The sequence below is a fragment of the Microcoleus sp. Z1_A1 genome, from assembly GCF_036700305.1.
GTDB lineage: Bacteria > Cyanobacteriota > Cyanobacteriia > Cyanobacteriales > Microcoleaceae > Microcoleus.
In genome coordinates, this window is sequence record NZ_JAUBOR010000013.1 from 35,620 (window position 1) to 53,301 (window position 17,682).

The window sequence follows — 17,682 nt, forward strand, 5'->3', positions numbered from 1 at the left end:
CCATCACGCTGTCGTCGCCGTCGCCGCCCATCACGCTGTCGTCGCCGTCGTCACCCATGCAAACGTCGCTGCCGGCACCGCCCATCACGCTGTCGTCGCCGTCGCCGCCCATCACGCTGTCGTCGCCGTCGTCACCCATGCAAACGTCGCTGCCGGCATCGCCCATCACGGTATCGTTATCTTTGCCACCGTTAACGGTATCGTTGCCGTCGCCGCCGCTAACGTTGTCGTTGCCTGTGTCGCCCCTGACTGCATCGTTGCCTTCGCTGCCCTCACAATCGTCGTTGCCTTTGCCGCCATAGACGGTATCGTTGCCGGCGCCGCCGTCAACGTCATCATCTCCTTCGTTGCCGTGGGTCCAGTCATCGCCGTCATCGCCTTCGCAGATGTCGTTGCCACTGCCACCCATCACGGTATCGTTGTCTTTACCGCCGTTAAGGGTGTCGTTGCCGTTGCCGCCCATGACGGTATCTTTGCCCAGATCGCCTCTTATTTCATCGTCGTCATCGCCGCCCTCGCAATCGTCGTCATCTTTACCGCCGAAGATTTTATTTTTTTTGCCTCGGTTTCCTTTGATTCTGTCCTTGCCTTTTTTGCCGAATATCTCATCCTGTTCGCCGGTGGCGACAATTAAGTCATCGTCATCGGTACCGACGACGGTTCGGCGGCGATCGATGCCGCTGTCATCATCTAAGTCATCTATGTCGCCCACACCTTCTTCTAGTACGCCGTTAGATTCCGCCATTTGGCTGTCATCAGCAGCACCTTCTTCCAGTACGCCGTTAGACAGAGCTGGAAATGTGGTGGTAATGCCGTCGGTGTTTTCGGTGAGCGCTATCTGAATTAACTCGGCTAACTCCTCATCGGAAATTGTAGAGCTGTCGTCGCCTAAATCCCCGACTGGCTTTTGTGTTTCATCTTGAGCGGGAAAAAGTGTTCCCGCTCCTTCTTCTAACAACGTTAGTTCATCCATTGTTGATATTTCCCAAAAAATGGTAAGCTTCTTAGAATCAATTTATCAGCAAACAGGAGGCTGCAGAAGTTTTTTTTTTACTTCATGCTTTCGCCCCCTATAGGAGCTGGTTTCCTCATCTTTACTATTATAGATGCCACTTAAACTGCAAGGTTTTTTTCGCTATTTTGCGAGTTTTATATTCTGCCATTGCGTACCAAAATCAATTAATCCGCAACCTACACTGTAAGTGCTACGCCGAAGCTCCGAGCTTTTAAGATGTTCTCGGTATTTTCTACAGTAAGCTGCGCCGAAGGGCCCCTGCCTGTAGAGTTTCTACGTAATTTCTACAGTGAATTAGCTGAATTTAAACTCGCAACTGACAACTCCTAAATAACTACCCAAAACCTCTGTCCCCCAAATTCTACCCTTGCTTTTTTTCCGATCTAGGCTGGGTGTATTGAAGTTTTGTAACACTCCCAGCTTTGACAAATCCTTCCCTGACCTAGGATTTGAATCTCTTGACTAAACGACAGCACCCTCGTAATTTTAGTTCCCGATGATTAATTAGAAATTTAGATAATTCCCCCGACCAAATATTTGTTCTAATTTTTAGTGGCACAATTTTCTCTCATTCGAGGAAACCTCGCGAACTGAGTTTTTTTTCGGATCAATACTAAGAGTTCTGCCAAAATATATCTATCTTCAGGCAGATTGTAAGATTTGCTTTCAAATGGTATGTGACGCAGAAGTAGTTTTTGGTGACTGTTGCAAGCTCGGCATTTTGAGCGGGCATGACCCACGGCGAGGCTGCCCAACCCTGTTGTTTTGTAACGGCTTCGCTACCAAGTCCAATAATTCTCCGAGAAACCGGCCTGATGAGGGGTAATCCTCTAGATGCCAAAAAAAGAGTTGCTTGAGAGTACCGGAACAATTTTATGGTCGTTGTATTGTTGAGAGTTCTTGGCTGCTGATGTTTATTTTTGCTGCTTAACTTTAACTCGATTAAAACAGTTAAATTAAAAATTTTCTATATCATGAAAGCGGTAAATTAGCAATAAATTATTAGGAATTATCGATGGTGAAGTATCGATTATCGATCGCCACGGAGGTCTTAAGGATGAGGGCGGAGGGCTTACGGATGAGAACCCAGGGCTGACCAATTAATTAATTGACACAAAATCAAGATTACACATGGGGGGTTGGTGGTACAGGATAAGCGGTAAAGACCGATCGACCCCTCTCCCAAAAAAATAAAATACTCAAATTTGCCTGCGATATTGCCCTGAAACCGGTTGGCGAGAGCCGAAGTAATTTTAATAAGAACTAGAGATCCGCCTGGTAAAGTGCCTCCAATTTAACTTTACTCAGCAATGAGAAACTCAAGTTCACGACGAATCTAAAGGGGTCTGCGGTAGAGGTGCAAAATGTTAAAGATAGCAAGATTGGAGAAAATTCGGCTTTCACCGAGCCACAGGGCAATCAAAACTAATAAACTGTTATTAAAGTACAACTTTTATATCCTCAAAGTGTTTGAACAAATATACATGACCCTAGCGATCGCCCGATCGGGGGAAGCGCATTCAGAAACTTTGATTGGAAGAGTAAAAAATATGTTGCCGAGCGCTATTGCTAGCCGCAAAAACGCAGGCAAATTCAGAATTAAGGCGGGAGGGCGCTAAATCGGTGAGCCAGGAATTTCAACTCTCAGTCACCCCCGTTGGGGACGATGAATATCTAGTGCGGACAGAAAGGGTTGCACCCGGTGTACCCTTAGCCGAACAACAAGTCCGCTGGCCGATCGACGAATGGCTGGCACTGTCTGCTCAACTGATGAACGACCCGCTGGTGGGCTTGCTCCAGGGAAAAGCAGTACAGGGAAGCAGTTTTGCCGGTCGCGGCCTCTCCCGTTCGGGAAACAACTCAGCGCCGAATTTAGTAGCCCTGGGGCAACAATTATACAGCGGGCTGTTTCAAGGAAACTTGCGCGATAGCTGGACTTGCGCTCAAGGCATAGCCCAGCACCGCCGAGAAGTGCTGCAACTGCGACTCGGACTCAAAGGCCGGCGCTTGCCACGACTGCCGTGGGAAGTTCTGCACGCCGGCGATCGCCCTTTGGCAACCGGCACCGATGTCGTATTTTCTCGCTACCAACCAGGTACAAGTTTGTTCAAGCAAACCCGGATACTGCCTAGTGGCGGGCCACTAAAAATTTTAATGGCGATCGCCTCTCCGAGCGATCGAGACAGCTTGCAGCTCAAGCGAGAAGTGCTCCATTTGCAGCAAGAACTCCAAAACCGCACCGGTCATCCTCTCAAAAACAGCCCCCATTGCCCGGAAATTCAACTGACTATTCTCGAACAGCCCGATCGAGAACAACTTACCCAAGCCCTAGAACAAGGACACTACCAAGTCCTGCACTACGCAGGCCACAGCAACTTAGGTTCCAGAGGTGGGGAACTCTACCTAGTCAGCAGCCGCACCGGCTTAACCGAAACCCTCAGTGGCGACGACTTAGCTGGATTGCTCGTTAACAACGGTATTCAGATGGCCGTGTTCAACTCCTGCCGCGGCGCCTACGGCGACCCCTCAGACCTCGCGGACGACAGCCCGGAACGGAACTTAACCGAAGCTCTAGTCAAGCGTGGAATTCCGGCAGTGCTAGCAATGGCAGAAAGCATCCCCGACGATGTAGCCCTAACTCTCACGCGTTTGTTTTACCGCAACCTCAATCAAGGCTATCCAGTCGATCTCAGCCTGAGCCGTGCCAGAGCTGGGCTAATTTCTGCCTACGGTTCTCACCAGCTATACTGGGCTTTGCCCATTCTCTATCAGCACCCGGACTTTGACGGCTATTTGACCGGCGCGCCAGCCCACAGCGCGACATCCGGTTCTATGGTGCACATAATCGCGCCGGGAACGCCACCGGCGCTCGCGGGTACAGAATGGAAGGCCCCGTCTTCGGTTTCGGCGATCGCCCAATACCCCCCAATCCCAGCGAATCGATCCCATGAGTCAGACAATTCTGACGGCGAAGTCTGGGAATATCCCAACCAATTAAAAGATCGTAGGGATTGGGTTCACCAGAACGATCGAGCGGATGCTACTAACTCACCGAACTCACCGACGGCTTCGCCCTCCTCTATTCCTAATTCTGAGTGTTCAGCGATCCAAGCAACTCGCGCCGCTGCATCGACTCAGAAACCGTTAAAAAAACCGGGGCTGAAAAAATCTGTTACCCTGATGCTTTGCTTGTTGTCCGTTGCTTTTAGTGCTGGCTTTTTTGGGTGGCGGTACTCGAACCAGCGAGGTCCGAAACCAGAAGAGTTACTGCCGGCGGTACGGACTCCCCTGTCGCAAAATTACCTGCAACAACGTCACTAAAAGCGATCGCCCACTGCAATGCTGAATTTAGACTCTCTTGGCCTGGCTCCAAACTGGGTGGGGTTTTTGCTGGCCATTCGCGATCGGCTGCCGCTGGCAAAGCGATCGAAAGTATACTGCTCGATCGAATCTCGGACTTACCTTCATCAAGTCGGTTTTTACCGAAAATAAGCAGCAGCCCAACTAAGCATCGAGGAAGAAACTGGGTTTCTCGTCGAGAAAGTAAGTCCGGGACTGCTTAATCATAGAATGCGTCAGTCGATTTGAGATTTTAGACCTCGGCTTGAGTCCTGAGTCGAACGATTTGAGATTTTAAATTTACTCCACAGATAAATCTGGGAAATGGAACAAGAGTCTAAAATTTTGATCTCTCCACGACAGGAGTCGGTGGCTTGTCTGCGTTTTTGAGCGGGCTGATTCGGCAGCACGAGCATTCCTCATTCGGCACAAGACAATAAAAGCCAGAGTTGCCACAATTAAGAACGTCCTCACCGTCAGCGCGCTTATTTAACAATAATTAATTATGGAAGCGGCTGTGAGTTTGACCTCCTCGCATCCAGGATACCCGCCACGTGATTCATGCCGAAAGCAGACTCAGGACCGGTGAAATAAAAAACCTGTATCCGATGAAACTTGCCGAACGTATTTATCCGTGGGGTCAAGGCTTAAATCTAAAATCTAAAATCTAAAATCTAAAATCGATTGACGCGCCCCTCCAGTTGGTGCATAAATTTTGAGAGTATGGCAGTTTACAGGCCACGACTCGAAACCAATACATTTCCATCGAAACTCCATGTCGGGAACCGCTGCTAATTTGTAGTGCATCAAACATTTAAGCTGTTGTGCATTAAACTCGGTCTTTTTCAATTCCCCTGTGGAAATAACCTCAAATTCTCTGGCTTGGGGCCCGAGGAGGAAGATTTTCGCCAGTTCCCCCTAGAAATCTACTGATTCGTGGCGAAGTGTTAAGAGTCGCGAAGCAATCTCGCCCGATCAAAACTATTCTCCTCTTAGTGGCTGCCCGATGTTTCTGCCGCCGCGCCCATGGAGTCGGGTTTTAGCTTAAACCCGTTCAACCAACCGGTGAAATTTCCTGCAATTTTTACCGGATTGCCTTCCCCAGACTGCGTTCTGTGCAAGTTATATGCCCAAAACCTTAATAGAAGATTGCTCGTTGGTATTTGGGGTTTTGAGGGGATTTCCAGCCGTAAAAATAGAATTTACAAGTAGCTGGCAGTGGCATCGAGAACAAGTGCTGCCTCGTCTTGTTGAGGTAAAAGTTAACCCCGCGCCGGTAAATGCTTTCGGCAGATTTGCAGTGGCCGCGTTCTAGGTATTTCCATTCATGGCTGTCTTATTTTGACCTTGACCGCAGACACAATCGGGGATTGGTGAATGCAGGGAACAGACTTTACTGTAAAAAAGTAAAGCATTTAATTTGCGACAATAATTCCCCGCGCGATCGCTCCAAGGCTTACACAAGGATTTGGGCCGCGAGGAGCAAATTGATCGCCCTTCGAGCATCCTTACTTGCACCCCCGGTCTTGAGGCCGCAGAAATTTATCCAGAATCTTAATATTCAGAATTATTAGTATTGACAGTGAAACAAAGTTAATCTAATGTGTTGTAATTGATATAAGTAAAGTCCAATAAGCGAGGTACGGTCAATGGCAGAAACAGCTACAGCACCCTTAACAGGAAAAGGTCTGCTTCAAAAAATCAAAGGCAGTGATTTGCCACGCAGAGAACTTGCGAAGCTTTGCGGCTACTTCACTGTCAGCAAAAGTGGAGAAACCCGGATTAATCTGGCTGAGTTTTACGATGCAGTGTTAGCTGCTAAGGGCATTGAGCTAGAGAAGTCTAAAGCAGACGGACGCGGGCGAGAAGCGAGTTATCGAGCTAGCGTTCACAAGAATGGTTCGATCGTGATCGGGGCAAATTATACCCAAGAAATGGGATTAAAGCCGGGAGACGAGTTTGAAATTAAGCTCGGATACAAGCACATTCGCTTGATTCAGATCGATGTGGACAGACCGGATGTGGAATTGGATGATGAAGAGGAGGATACAGAAGAATAGAGGCGATCTCGATGCAGTCAGCCGATAGCAAGGCTACTGGATTTGGCTTCGCTACACGAGTATTTGCGCGCCACCCTTCGATTTAACTGATGAGCTGTCTTGACTATTTCTATTTTCTCTTGTCTCGCAAAGACTACAGTGCCTCTGAACTTCGCAAAAAGGGGCAAGAGAAAGGTTTTGGCAATGAGGAAATATTGGAGGCGATCGCGCAAATTCAAGACCGGGGCTATCAGTCTGACACTCGCTTGGTGGCAAACTCGATCGCCTCTGCAGCAGGCAAATACGGAAAGTCTGCCATCAAGCGCAAGTGCCTGCAAAAAGGAATTACCAACGATTTGTTCGAGCAAGTCTGGGAAGAAGAAATTGCAGAAAATCAGGACTCCGAAGCAGAAAAACTGGCCGAATTAAAAGCCAAAGTCATGCGGAAATACAAGATCGATACTTGGGGTAAAGCAGATCCGAAAACCAAGGGCAAAGTCTTGAATTACCTGCAATACAGGGGCTTTAATGCCTTTGAAATTTGGCGACAGTGGCAGACGGAAGAAGATGACGAGTAAATAGTAGGGTCAAGCAAATAGAGCAGGCCCCGATAGGCAAGCACAACTACACTGCTGCCGACGGGGCTAAAGTCTAAGTCCTGAGTTTTTTTGACACTCCCCTGCCTGAAGGCGAGGGGATTCTTGGTTCTGCGACATACCTTAAAACTATCTATCCTTGTGGCAGTGTTTAAACCAGGTATCCGTTCAAAAGAACCAAATATCGAGCTTAATTTAGATAGCCTCGCGAGGGTTTGTCTCCCCAAGCTTTCGAGAATTGCTTCTCTTGTTTCTGTGTGCCCCACAGTACATTTTAGAAATAAAAAGTTTAGTCTCTGATTTTGGCTTACATTAGTTAGCCCAGCTATGTTTTTCGTGGTTTTCGCCACCCACTAACCATTATTGTTTTCCGACCTGTCGTTTGAGCGTGGTGTCTCATGTGTATCGGCGGTTATTCTACCTGTAGTCTAGTTATTTTACTCTACAATGAACACAATGCAAGAAAGTTCAAGAAAACAATTAACAAAAGTTGATAATTAATTAAAGCCGTCAAGCTTATGACGGGGCTTTAGACCCAATTTCTTGGTAACTGTATGTCAATCCTCAGCGTTGACTAACTAAGATTCGTACATCTGCCGATGTCTGGCTAAAAGCTGGAGATATTTCTCGTTGATTTTAGCCAGCATCCATTTCTCTTTAAAAATGGCGGCGGATTCGGCTTTCACCGGATCAGTTTCGAGCGGCAAAATATCTTTTCGAGCGGCGGTTTGCTCTGCAACAGACTTCAGCTTTTGAGGGTTTTGCTGGTATTTTCGGCCGCTTTTGTGGTTAGCGTAGCGACGGGATCGAGTGTACCCCATCTGCAAGAACTTGCGGGCCATGTCGGCTCCCACAAAATCATCGGCATCGAGATACTCTAAAAACAAGGAGTAAATTTTGCTGCTAGACTCCCTGGCAATTTCAGGAGTCTTAAATCTCCAGAAAGGCAAAATTTCTCCTTTGTATGGTTCAACCAACAGCACTCCCTGTTCTCCTTTCCCTACCCGATAAAGTTCCGGGTGCTGTCTAAAGTCGATGTTTTTAAAATCCACAGAGTAGTCGAACTGCTTCATTGGGCGTTTTCTGTTGTATCTGGAACTATAGAAGCCCGGGGTTTACCTTCGTCTGGTTTGGTATAAACCCAGGCCCAAGCAATGAAGACAGCTTGAAAAGGCAGCCTCAACCAATACAGTAATTGGTTGTGGGGAATCCCTTCTATCGGAATGTTGTTGACGGCTTGATTGATATTAGCTGGAAACACGGCAATAAACAAGGCAATTAACCCCCACGCCGCCGCCCTGCTGACAGGAGGAACTAACAGCCCAATTCCGCCCAAAATCTCGAAAAAACCGCTGATATAAACCAATGCTTCCGGGTAAGGAAGCTGGGGCGGCACAATTCTGATAAAAGGTGCGGGTACTGCAAAGTGCAGCACGCCTACAATACTGATAGCTACTGCGAGAATAACTCGCCAAATTTCTTTTTGACTTTTCATGGGCAATGGGTAATTAATAATTGTTAAATTGCTACGATAATGCTTGCACAAAATCGCTATCTGCGATCGAGATGACAAGCAAACTGAGCCCCAAAAATTCCAGCTTTCCGGGTTTGTCTGCTTTTGCTGGTGGCTGTAACGATTTTATTTCGTAGAAAAACCAGGTTTCTGGCTAACTCCCAGACAAGTTTTCACAGCCCCAAACTGGAGGAAGCGAGAACTGGAATCCCACGCCTGCGCGTTGACTGCCAAAAACAGATAGCGCGCATTTTGATAACAAGATTTTAATGTCTAGTACCCTGTTGCTGTCTCTATCTTCGGGTAGTAAAACATGATTTTTGTTCCGGCTTGGGCGTCGTCAGCAGCCAAAGCAGTGGGGGATTTTGTCGATCGACAAATGCACCATCGCTTAACATTAGATAAATCATCGCCGCAATTGAGGAGTGCGATTGCTGCTAAATTTGACCCCCTCGCATCCAGGATACCCGCCACGTGATGAATCCGTCCAGAAATAAAAAACCTGTATCCGATAAAGGATCCCCCGAATTGATCTCGCGCAAGTCAATGCTTCAATTCTAAAATCTAAAATCTAAAATCAATAGTGCGGAATATTTTTATCTCATAGTGTGAAACCCTTGATTTTCGGTTGGCAGCTTGATTGTCCAATCGCCCTGAAACCCTTATTTTACGGTGGGCAATCAAAAACTGTCCGAAGTATTGTAAAATCTAAAATCTAAAATCTAAAATCGATTGACCTAGCCTTCCAGGCGCTTCCCTACCCTACCCTACGGGAACCCCTACGGGGAACGGGAACCCTGGCGGGAAGATAGCTTTGCTAGGGCGTACCTTGATTAGACTAATTAAGGCGAGTAATTTGTCAATAACTTTTAGAATTATTTAATATTTGCGTTTTGAGAATTATTGCCTCTGGCAACTCGGGAACGCTCTGTAATTAAAATTACTATCTCAAGTTTGAATATTGTCAACTTCCCACAGATGCTAGAATGAATCAAATTATCTAATTTGCTAAAAAGTCGATCGTCGTAGCAACTTCCAAAGCATCCTGCTGGAATTCAAAATAGTCACTCCTAGGCAGGAACTTTTTAGCCACCACATTATTCAAAAAGATTGAGCCTCCAAGCGCTGTGTCATTTTTATCTACACGTAAGCAATCACCGACGACCATGAACACCTCACTAAACACCTCTAAATTTGGCATTAACCGGATGCTGCGACAATCGCTGTTTGCAGGCATCATTTCTGCAGCAGCTTTAGCTAGCGGATGGGCGCCCGGTTTGTATGGACAATCCCCAAACCTCGTTTTCGGATCGGCAGCCCAAGCTCAAGAAATTAGCAGCCAAGAAATTACTAGCTACGCTCGTGCTGTGTTGGCAATAGAACCCAGACGGGTGGAAGCTTATAACGAAATTAAAGGAATGGCTGGGGGATCGGTTCCCAGAGTAGTGTGCAACGAAACTCAGCAAATTAATAGGTTGTCTGGAGGTGTTCGCGGCATCGCGGTGAATTACTGCCAACAAGCTAAAAAAGTTATCGAAACCAATGGTTTGACAGTTAGTCGCTTCAACCAGCTTACTTTGCTCCAGCAAGCGGACCCGGCAGTCAAACAGCGAATTCAAGCCGAACTGCTGCGACTGCAACAAGCGGGCAATCAATAAGCTTGAGGGTTTGAGTCTTTCTTCCTCTCCCGTTCTATTAGACTTCTCCATAAAAGCTTGTTAATGGCAGGCAGGATGCCTAAGCGCTACCTCCCCCCAACAATATATTGGAGATTTAAATTGTTCGAGTTACTAGACGATATGCAAAATTTTTTGAAAAAAGGGCGATCGTCTGTGATAAAATGCTTGACAAGATGACAAAAATGTGGTAAACAGACAAGAACGGGAGCGGTTCAGAGAGATGAATATTTTTCAACTGGCTGTAAATCGCAATGAGATATAGCGATCGCCAAGACGATTAAAACGTTTTTAATTCCTGAAACATGAGCTGAAAATGGCAATTTCGGTCTTCCTTATTCCTTCGGCTATAAAAAAGATATTCCTCAAAAACTCGATGTAAAGTGAAGGGTTCTGAGGAATAGAATAGAAAAATGCTAACATTCACAAAACATTTACCAGCAAATCCCGATGCTGTTGTCAGCTTTACTTTACCAATGACAGCGGACGATCGCACTCGCAGCCGCCACCGATTCGAGACAGAAACGGGGGAAAGGCTGCACCTGAGTTTGCCCAGAGGTACAGTATTGCGCGATCGAGATTTATTGCAGTCGGAAGACGGTAGCTGTTTGGTACTGGTAAGTGCAAAACCCGAACTCGTGCTGACAGCGCGGGCCTCAAGCCCGCTGCTACTGATGCGGGCGGCTTATCATTTAGGAAACCGCCACGTAGCTTTAGAAGTTGCCGATAATTATTTAAGGCTTTCTCCCGACTCTGTGTTGCAGGGAATGCTAGAAAAAATGGGTTTGGAAGTAACAGAGGAAATTGTGCCGTTTCAGCCGGAAATGGGCGCTTACGGGCACAGCCATTAGATTTTAGATTTTAGATTTTAGATTTTAGATTTACTCCCACCGATAAATCCGAGGGCTTATGACTAAATTGCTTTCGGCTATTGAAGAAGCAAGAAGTCAACAGTCAACAGTCATTCGATTTTAGATTTTAGATTTTAGATTTTAGATTTTAGATTTTGGATTGACTTGCGCGAGATAAATTCGGGGGCTTGAGGATTTTCGATTTTCGATTTTCGATTGATTCCCCGGATAAATCACGTGGCGGGTACCATCAACAAATTCTTGGTCAACAGTCAACAGTGAACAATCAACTTTTATCTTTGTTGCAGTTAGCTTTTGCACCTGTGGGAGCTTATAGTTATTCTGAGGGAATCGAAAGTCTGGTAGAAACCGGTACGATCGACAGCGAGATTACTTTGAGGAATTGGTTAGAAAATTCGCTGCAATTCGGGGCTGTGCGAGTAGAAGCCGCTGTGGTGGTAAGGGCTTTGAGGGCGGCACAGATGGGGGATTTGACGGCTTTGAATTACTGGAATGCTTGGGCGACGGCTGCTAAGGAAACAGAAGAGTTGCGCTTGCAAAGTTGGCAAATGGGGCGGACTTTGGTGAGGTTGCTGCTGGATTTGCGTGAAGCGAAGCTATCCCGCAGGGAATCGCCCGTTGCTTCTGGGTTAACAACAAGTGTAAAAGATTTGGTGGAATTTGGCGGCAATCCGTGCAATTTTGCGATCGGCTTTGGCATTGCCGCCGCCAACTGGCAGATTGAAGAGGAAGCGGCCGTGTTAGGATATTTGTACAGTTGGGCTGCCAATTTGGCGAGTGCGGGCGTGAAACTGATTCCCCTCGGTCAAACAGCCGGTCAACAGTTACTGTTAGATTTGCAGTTTCAAATTAGCTGTACGGCGCAAGAAGTTTTAAAATTAGAAGATGATGAGCTTGGCAGTTGCAGTTGGGGATTAGGACTGGCTAGCATGGCGCACGAAACTCAGTACACTCGGTTGTTTCGCAGTTGAAAATCCTTCAATCCCAAATCCCTCAATCCCAAATCCCAAATCAGAAAATCAGAAAATCTAAAATCTAAAATCTAAAATCTAAAATCGCTATGGGTGCTTTTCGTGTAGGAATTGCTGGGCCAGTTGGTTCGGGGAAAACTGCTTTACTTGATGCTTTGTGCAAGGCGCTGCGGCAGCAATACCAGATTGCGGTTGTTACTAATGATATCTATACTCAGGAAGATGCCCAATTTTTGGTTCGGAGTCAAGCTTTAGAGAGCGATCGAATTTTGGGCGTAGAAACAGGAGGCTGTCCCCACACAGCCATCCGCGAAGATGCTTCGATAAACTTAGTAGCTATAGAAGAGTTAGAACACAAATTCACTGATTTAGATTTAGTATTTGTCGAAAGCGGCGGCGATAACTTGGCGGCAACGTTTAGCCCGGAGTTAGTAGATTTAACAATTTACGTAATCGATGTCGCAGCAGGCGATAAAATTCCGCGCAAAGGCGGGCCAGGAATTACTAAATCTGATATGTTGGTAATTAATAAAACAGACCTCGCACCTTATGTAGGAGCAGATTTAGGCGTGATGGAACGGGACGCGAAAAAAATGCGGGGGGAGAAACCTTTTGTTTTTACTAACTTGAAGACAAAGGAAGGATTAGAATCGGTAGTTAATTTTGTTAAATTGAATATGGCATAGATTGAGAAAATATAGTATAATGTAAATAAAGTGACACGGCTCGCAATTCCCCGTGAAAACGTCTCCAGACAAATATAGTCTGCTTGAGTCGCGGGAGTGTCAAAAAAATCTCGTTCTAGTTTTGCCGTTTAATGACTACCAAGTAAGTTATGCTGAGTTGTTATGATGCAGCCGAATACTTTTTGGCTCAGGCAAGTGAAGATGCTGGCGATCTGATATCTAATCTCAAGCTTCAGAAATTGGTTTACTATGCTCAAGGCTTTCATTTAGCTTTGTACGATGAACCGCTATTTCTTGAAGCCATAGAAGCATGGACTCACGGGCCCGTTGTTCCTGATTTGTACCGTCACTATAAAAAGTATGGTACTGGTGCAATTCCACGTCCTGAATATATAGACTTTTCGATTTACGAAGAAAAAACTAAGAGCCTGCTTGATGAAGTTTACTCTGTGTTTGGGCAGTTTGCTGCATGGAAGTTAAGGAACATGACACACGAAGAATATCCCTGGAAACTTGCTGCTCAAAATAGCGGAAAAATTACTCATCAATCCCTGAAAAAATACTTCAAGACTCAACTCAATTGTGAAGAAGCATCTTAAGGCAAATCAACGCCAAGAAAAAGGGAAAAGGATTTCACCTAGAGAAATTGTTGATTTACCGCCAGAGCAGGAGTCACCTCTATTTTCTTTGCGATACATGAATAAAGATTACTCTCTTTCTCAATGCACAAAAGATGAAAAGGCTGCTTTTGCAGATACGCTCTACAAATTAAATCAGCTTACCTGGAGTGAGATTAATGCTTGTCCCCGTCACGGATTGGGCTACGAGAAGATAGCCCGAAGTTCCATTAGAGCACCTATTCCCAGCCATCTTAAGGATGATGTAAATTTTATTGCTTTTCGGTTTTGCGGGAAGGCTCCAATGGTTGGTTATCGGGATGGGGCTGTGTTTTATGTTATTTGGTTGGACAGGGGTTTTACGCTTTACCCTCATTAAAAAGAACTCGTTAAATTAGTGGCGGTGTCCAATTTTCGCTACCTCACCACCAATTCCCTGACCAAATTTGCCAAACGTTCTGTACTGTCTGTCACCGCTAATTGAGCAGCAGCTTGAGACATTTTTTCCAAATATTCGGAATCTCTTAACAAATACAACACTTTGCTTTGCAAGACATCTGCTGTCAGTTCGCTTTGACGGAATACCACAGCGGCGCCGACTTTAGCAAATACATCCGCATTAAATCTTTGGTGGTCGTCAGCCGCGTGAGGAAAAGGAATTAAAATAGAAGGTACGCCCGTCACTGCTAATTCTGTCAGAGCACTGGCGCCCGATCGACTAATTGCTAAATTTGCTCGCTGCAACAAGCTCGCCACATTGTCGTAAAATGGCATTGACAAATATTGCTCGTGTTTCAAACTCTCGGCATCCGGGTCATTATTTCCGGTGAGGTGAACCACCCAAGCGCCGGCATCAAACCAAGCCGGAGCACACTCGCGCACTAACTTATTGACTGCGACAGCACCTTGAGAGCCACCCATGACTAAAATAACAGGTACGCTGTCAGGAATTGGCAAATTTAGAGGTTGGCGGGCGAGGAATTGCGATCGCACCGGCGTACCAGCCACCACCGTTTTGGCGCGGGGTAAATGCTGGGCTGCTGCTTCAAATCCGATCGCCACAGCAGTGCACAAAGGACTAAACCAGCGCGTCACCTTCCCCGGAATGGCATTAGATTCGTGGAGAATCACCGGCAAACCCAAAGAGCGAGCCGCTAGAATTGCTGGTGCTGCGATGTAACCGCCGGTAGTAAAGACTCCCTGAAAATTTCCCGCTTTGAGCAACTTCCGCACATGAAGGATCGAGCCGACGAGTCCGCCCAAAATTCGCACAGTACCTAGTCCAAATCGCTGCTGAAAGCCTTCAACGGCGATCGTGTGGAGGGGGTAAAGGGATGAAACTAATTCGGTTTCCATGCGATCTGGGACTCCTAGCCATTCGATCTGACAGTCGTTCAACTGACTAGCGGTGGCGATCGCAGGAAATAAATGTCCACCAGTGCCGCTAGCTGCAACCAACAACCGGAGGGGGGCTTTTGTCAAGGTTTTTGTTTTTTTTACAAGTACAAGTTCCACAGGTCAATCAATTTTATATTTGAGGTTTTAGATTATTATGCTTATTATTCCGGCAGTTTCAGCCAATTTTCAATCAGCAATCTAAAATTAGATTGTGCCATGTCCGTCCTTCCGTTGTCAGTTTTCGTTGCAGGCGAACAGTTGCCCGCGCCACGACTCCTGACAAATAACCAAATTATCACCTAATGCGTAATTTTTTGAATTTAGTGCCAAGTGCATCTCAGTATTTTTCCAGCCGTCGGGACGAAAAAGCCGATCCGCTTCGAGGGCTGCGCCAACGGGCGATCGTTTTTGGCTTTAACGGCGGGCAGTCGATCGCTCAAATATTGTTATGTTTAACAGTGGTAAGTGCTGGCGTGCTGCATCAAGGTGCGGCAAGAGCGATCGGTGCGATCGGGGCGACTCCCCAAACGATCGCCCAAACCCCTGAAAATGCGCCCGCCCCACTCACAAAACTGCTAACAGAAATTGACGCCGCCGCCAACCGGCGCGATGTCAAAGCAGTCATGGCATTTTACAGCCAGAATTTCACTCATTCTGACGGCTTAAACGGCCAAAGCATGGAAAAAGCCCTCACCCAACTCTGGGATCGATATCCAAGTTTAAATTACCGCACCGAGATCAAATCTTGGAAAACCGAAGGTAGCGCGATTATTGCAGAAACCATAACTACAATTGCCGGCACTCAAAAAAAGGATGGCAGAGAATTAACTCTCAAAGCTACCATCCGTTCCCAGCAGCGCTTTGAAGGTGAAAAAATAGTTAGTCAAGAGATTTTAGCAGAACAAACTCAGCTTAGTTCTGGAAATAATCCTCCCACAATTGAAGTAAATTTGCCGGAGCAAGTTAAGGTAGGCGAAGATTACTATTTTGATGCCATTGTACGAGAGCCGATCGGCGATGATATTTTAATAGGGACTGTTTTGGAGGAACCCATTACCGAAAAAACCTTTTTTAATCCCTCAGAAGTCGAGCTAGAGTTGCTAAATGCCGGGGGAATTTTTAAAGTAGGTAAAGCTCCGGCTACGCCAGAAAATCGGTGGGTTTCAGCAGTTTTGATGCGACAAGGTGGAATTGCAACAGTTAGTGTGCGATTGCGGGTTGTCAAGTAATAAAATAGGTGTTATGGGTTATACCATTTTAGATTTTAGATTTTAGATTTTAGATTTTAGATTTTAGATGGGGAATAACTTATGAATTAAATGTTTGGAGCGCTGGTCTACAGTTGCATTTTTTAGGGGATGGTATTATTTGGGTAATTTTAGTAGTGGCGAGTTCAAGAAAATCTTGAAGAGAAAGGACTGAATCCCTAAAGTCGTCACTACAAGAATTATGTTGAATTGACAGTATGAAATATCCAAACCCTTATCTCATTAGTCATTCCCAATTCCCAAATCTAAAATCTAAAATCTAAAATCGTATGATTTCTATCCAAAATCAAATTGTTTTCATTACAGGTGCGAGTAGCGGTATCGGAGCAGCCTGTGCCAAGATATTCGCCAAAGGTGGAGCCAAACTAATTTTAGCAGCCCGCCGTCTTGAAAAGCTTGATCGACTGGCAAACGAACTTGTAGAAACAAAATCCATCGCATCGGCAAACGAGATTTATTTACTAGAATTGGACGTGCGCGATCGCCCGCAAGTCGAATCGGCGATAACTGCGCTTCCCGATGCCTGGAAAAACATCGATATTCTGATTAACAATGCGGGATTGAGCCGTGGTTTAGACAAACTGCACGAAGGCAACTTTCAAGATTGGGAAGAAATGATTGATACCAATGTTAAAGGCTTGCTTTACATGACTCGTGCGATCGTGCCGGGAATGGTAAGCCGAAACCGCGGCCACGTAGTGAATATCGGCTCAATAGCAGGCCGCCAAGCTTATCCGAAAGGTAATGTTTATTGCGCTTCCAAAGCAGCAGTGAGAGCTATTTCTGAAGGGTTGAAACAAGACCTTTTGGGAACAGCAGTGCGGGTGACAGAAATAGAGCCTGGTTTGGTGGAAACAGAATTTAGCAATGTCCGGTTTCACGGCGATGCAGAAAAAGCAAAAAATGTCTATCAAGGATTGACACCGCTGACTGCGGACGATGTAGCCGATGTCGTGTATTTTTGCGCGACGCGATCGCCCCACGTCAATATTAGCGAAATCTTGCTAGTTCCGACAGACCAAGCTAGTGCAACTCTGGTTCACCGAAAAGAGTTTTGAGTTTTTAGTGGTAAGTGTCCGGATTGCGCTCGAATTCTCAGGAAGCTTAATTGGTAGATGCACCCTGATTAATTAACTCCCGACCAATTTTGGCCGGGTTTTTTTTGTCGATCGCCCCCCCTCGCCACAAATTCTCCAAAATTCTGCCAAAGTGTCCTGAAAAGGTGCACATCGGGCGGGAGACTAAATTAGTAGATGCACCCTGATTAAATAACTCCCGACCAATTTTGGTTTGGGGTTTTTTTTTGCGGTATCGAGGGTGATGCTGAATAAAGTTTGAGGTTGTCCGGATGGCGCTCGAATTCTCAGGAAGCTTAATTGGTAGATGCACCCTGATTAATTAACTCCCCGCCAATTTTGGTTTGGGGTTTTTTTTTGCGATATCGACGGTGATGCTGAATAAAGTTTGAGGTTGTCCGGATTGCGCTGGAATTCTCAGGAAGCTTAATTGGTAGATGCACCCTGATTAATTAACTCCCGACCAATTTTGGTTTGCGCTTTTTTTTGCCGATCGCACCCCAAACCACGAATTTCCCAAAATTTTCCCAAACTGTCCCGAACAGGTGCACCTCGAACCGGAGACTAAATTAGTAGATGCACCCTGATTAATTAACTCCCGACCAATTTTGGCCGG

20 protein-coding genes are annotated in these 17,682 nt (G+C 46.1%); 15 read left to right on the forward strand and 5 right to left on the reverse strand.

Annotation, left to right across the window (positions count from 1 at the left end):
- Positions 1 to 973 (reverse strand): calcium-binding protein (locus tag QT973_RS10985; protein ID WP_333232113.1); only part of this gene is annotated, 973 nt, incomplete at its 3' end.
- Between the two features lie 1,406 nt (positions 974 to 2,379).
- Here QT973_RS10985 and QT973_RS10990 point away from each other — a divergent pair.
- From QT973_RS10990 to QT973_RS11015, 6 genes are all read left to right on the forward strand, one after another.
- On the forward strand, positions 2,380 to 2,634 hold the full coding sequence (locus QT973_RS10990; protein WP_333057449.1) for a hypothetical protein: 255 nt from the start codon (positions 2,380 to 2,382) through the stop codon (positions 2,632 to 2,634).
- Between the two features lie 4 nt (positions 2,635 to 2,638).
- A complete protein-coding gene (locus tag QT973_RS10995; protein WP_333057448.1) occupies positions 2,639 to 4,336 on the forward strand; it encodes a CHAT domain-containing protein in 1,698 nt (565 codons plus the stop codon).
- Positions 4,337 to 4,354: 18 nt separating this feature from the next.
- Positions 4,355 to 4,507, forward strand: coding sequence for a hypothetical protein (locus QT973_RS11000; protein WP_333057447.1), 153 nt, complete (start codon positions 4,355 to 4,357; stop codon positions 4,505 to 4,507).
- 973 nt (positions 4,508 to 5,480) lie between these two features.
- Positions 5,481 to 5,669 carry a hypothetical protein gene (locus QT973_RS11005; protein WP_333057446.1) on the forward strand — a complete coding sequence of 63 codons (189 nt, stop codon included), beginning with the start codon at positions 5,481 to 5,483 and terminating at the stop codon, positions 5,667 to 5,669.
- Between the two features lie 334 nt (positions 5,670 to 6,003).
- On the forward strand, positions 6,004 to 6,414 hold the full coding sequence (locus tag QT973_RS11010) for an AbrB family transcriptional regulator (RefSeq protein ID WP_015177612.1): 411 nt from the start codon (positions 6,004 to 6,006) through the stop codon (positions 6,412 to 6,414).
- A gap of 89 nt (positions 6,415 to 6,503) precedes the next feature.
- Positions 6,504 to 6,971, forward strand: coding sequence for a regulatory protein RecX (locus tag QT973_RS11015; protein ID WP_006634375.1), 468 nt, complete (start codon positions 6,504 to 6,506; stop codon positions 6,969 to 6,971).
- A 596-nt stretch (positions 6,972 to 7,567) separates the two neighbouring features.
- On the opposite strand, the gene QT973_RS11020 is transcribed toward QT973_RS11015, so the two are convergent.
- Positions 7,568 to 8,062 carry a DUF4385 domain-containing protein gene (locus QT973_RS11020; protein WP_333057445.1) on the reverse strand — a complete coding sequence of 165 codons (495 nt, stop codon included), beginning with the start codon at positions 8,060 to 8,062 and terminating at the stop codon, positions 7,568 to 7,570.
- Positions 8,059 to 8,484, reverse strand: a complete 426-nt coding sequence (locus QT973_RS11025; RefSeq protein WP_333209550.1) for a DoxX family protein — start codon at positions 8,482 to 8,484, stop codon at positions 8,059 to 8,061. The genes QT973_RS11020 and QT973_RS11025 overlap by 4 nt, the downstream gene beginning before the upstream one ends.
- A gap of 331 nt (positions 8,485 to 8,815) precedes the next feature.
- Between QT973_RS11025 and QT973_RS11030 the strand changes: the two genes are divergently transcribed.
- The gene (locus QT973_RS11030) at positions 8,816 to 8,980 is read left to right on the forward strand and encodes a hypothetical protein (RefSeq protein WP_333057443.1); all 165 of its coding nucleotides are present in this window, start codon (positions 8,816 to 8,818) and stop codon (positions 8,978 to 8,980) included.
- Between the two features lie 522 nt (positions 8,981 to 9,502).
- On the opposite strand, the gene QT973_RS11035 is transcribed toward QT973_RS11030, so the two are convergent.
- Positions 9,503 to 9,703 carry a hypothetical protein gene (locus tag QT973_RS11035; protein WP_333057442.1) on the reverse strand — a complete coding sequence of 67 codons (201 nt, stop codon included), beginning with the start codon at positions 9,701 to 9,703 and terminating at the stop codon, positions 9,503 to 9,505.
- A gap of 7 nt (positions 9,704 to 9,710) precedes the next feature.
- On the opposite strand from QT973_RS11035, the gene QT973_RS11040 reads away from it, so the two are divergent.
- The 6 genes from QT973_RS11040 (at position 9,711) to QT973_RS11065 (ending at position 13,703) form a co-directional block, all read left to right on the forward strand.
- Positions 9,711 to 10,160 (forward strand): DUF4168 domain-containing protein, encoded by a 450-nt coding sequence (locus QT973_RS11040; protein WP_333057441.1) that lies wholly within the window; start codon positions 9,711 to 9,713, stop codon positions 10,158 to 10,160.
- A gap of 431 nt (positions 10,161 to 10,591) precedes the next feature.
- Entirely contained in the window at positions 10,592 to 11,029 is a 438-nt protein-coding gene (gene ureE, locus QT973_RS11045) for an urease accessory protein UreE (protein ID WP_333209546.1), read from the forward strand.
- A 278-nt stretch (positions 11,030 to 11,307) separates the two neighbouring features.
- On the forward strand, positions 11,308 to 12,021 hold the full coding sequence (locus tag QT973_RS11050; RefSeq protein WP_333271244.1) for an urease accessory protein UreF: 714 nt from the start codon (positions 11,308 to 11,310) through the stop codon (positions 12,019 to 12,021).
- A gap of 89 nt (positions 12,022 to 12,110) precedes the next feature.
- Positions 12,111 to 12,707 (forward strand): urease accessory protein UreG, encoded by a 597-nt coding sequence (gene ureG / locus QT973_RS11055; RefSeq protein WP_333057438.1) that lies wholly within the window; start codon positions 12,111 to 12,113, stop codon positions 12,705 to 12,707.
- A gap of 149 nt (positions 12,708 to 12,856) precedes the next feature.
- Complete coding sequence (locus QT973_RS11060; RefSeq protein ID WP_333057437.1) at positions 12,857 to 13,306, forward strand: type II toxin-antitoxin system antitoxin SocA domain-containing protein; 450 nt, start codon at positions 12,857 to 12,859, stop codon at positions 13,304 to 13,306.
- A gap of 97 nt (positions 13,307 to 13,403) precedes the next feature.
- Positions 13,404 to 13,703, forward strand: a complete 300-nt coding sequence (locus QT973_RS11065; protein ID WP_333209543.1) for a hypothetical protein — start codon at positions 13,404 to 13,406, stop codon at positions 13,701 to 13,703.
- A 38-nt stretch (positions 13,704 to 13,741) separates the two neighbouring features.
- Here the strand turns inward: QT973_RS11065 and murG are convergent, their stop codons facing one another.
- A complete protein-coding gene (gene murG, locus QT973_RS11070) occupies positions 13,742 to 14,806 on the reverse strand; it encodes an undecaprenyldiphospho-muramoylpentapeptide beta-N-acetylglucosaminyltransferase (RefSeq protein ID WP_333260461.1) in 1,065 nt (354 codons plus the stop codon).
- Between the two features lie 218 nt (positions 14,807 to 15,024).
- On the opposite strand from murG, the gene QT973_RS11075 reads away from it, so the two are divergent.
- A complete protein-coding gene (locus QT973_RS11075) occupies positions 15,025 to 15,951 on the forward strand; it encodes a nuclear transport factor 2 family protein (protein WP_333271240.1) in 927 nt (308 codons plus the stop codon).
- A gap of 308 nt (positions 15,952 to 16,259) precedes the next feature.
- Positions 16,260 to 17,048: an SDR family oxidoreductase gene (locus QT973_RS11080; protein WP_333209538.1), complete on the forward strand. Its 789-nt coding sequence runs from the start codon at positions 16,260 to 16,262 to the stop codon at positions 17,046 to 17,048.
- The last annotated feature ends 634 nt before the right edge of the window (positions 17,049 to 17,682 follow it).

Excerpts from the sequence above, each read along its gene's own strand:
- QT973_RS11060 (WP_333057437.1), top strand. The coding sequence starts at position 12,857 with ATGCTGAGTTGTTATGATGCAGCCGAATACTTTTTGGCTCAGGCAAGT.
- QT973_RS11030 (WP_333057443.1), top strand. The coding sequence starts at position 8,816 with ATGATTTTTGTTCCGGCTTGGGCGTCGTCAGCAGCCAAAGCAGTGGGG.
- QT973_RS11015 (WP_006634375.1), top strand. The coding sequence starts at position 6,504 with ATGAGCTGTCTTGACTATTTCTATTTTCTCTTGTCTCGCAAAGACTAC.
- QT973_RS11040 (WP_333057441.1), top strand. The coding sequence starts at position 9,711 with ATGCTGCGACAATCGCTGTTTGCAGGCATCATTTCTGCAGCAGCTTTA.
- QT973_RS10990 (WP_333057449.1), top strand. The coding sequence starts at position 2,380 with ATGTTAAAGATAGCAAGATTGGAGAAAATTCGGCTTTCACCGAGCCAC.
- QT973_RS11035 (WP_333057442.1), bottom strand. The coding sequence starts at position 9,703 with ATGCCAAATTTAGAGGTGTTTAGTGAGGTGTTCATGGTCGTCGGTGAT.
- QT973_RS11025 (WP_333209550.1), bottom strand. The coding sequence starts at position 8,484 with ATGAAAAGTCAAAAAGAAATTTGGCGAGTTATTCTCGCAGTAGCTATC.
- QT973_RS11065 (WP_333209543.1), top strand. The coding sequence starts at position 13,404 with ATGAATAAAGATTACTCTCTTTCTCAATGCACAAAAGATGAAAAGGCT.
- QT973_RS11000 (WP_333057447.1), top strand. The coding sequence starts at position 4,355 with ATGCTGAATTTAGACTCTCTTGGCCTGGCTCCAAACTGGGTGGGGTTT.
- ureG (WP_333057438.1), top strand. The coding sequence starts at position 12,111 with ATGGGTGCTTTTCGTGTAGGAATTGCTGGGCCAGTTGGTTCGGGGAAA.
- QT973_RS11005 (WP_333057446.1), top strand. The coding sequence starts at position 5,481 with ATGCCCAAAACCTTAATAGAAGATTGCTCGTTGGTATTTGGGGTTTTG.
- QT973_RS11075 (WP_333271240.1), top strand. The coding sequence starts at position 15,025 with ATGCGTAATTTTTTGAATTTAGTGCCAAGTGCATCTCAGTATTTTTCC.
- ureE (WP_333209546.1), top strand. The coding sequence starts at position 10,592 with ATGCTAACATTCACAAAACATTTACCAGCAAATCCCGATGCTGTTGTC.
- QT973_RS11080 (WP_333209538.1), top strand. The coding sequence starts at position 16,260 with ATGATTTCTATCCAAAATCAAATTGTTTTCATTACAGGTGCGAGTAGC.
- QT973_RS11020 (WP_333057445.1), bottom strand. The coding sequence starts at position 8,062 with ATGAAGCAGTTCGACTACTCTGTGGATTTTAAAAACATCGACTTTAGA.
- QT973_RS11010 (WP_015177612.1), top strand. The coding sequence starts at position 6,004 with ATGGCAGAAACAGCTACAGCACCCTTAACAGGAAAAGGTCTGCTTCAA.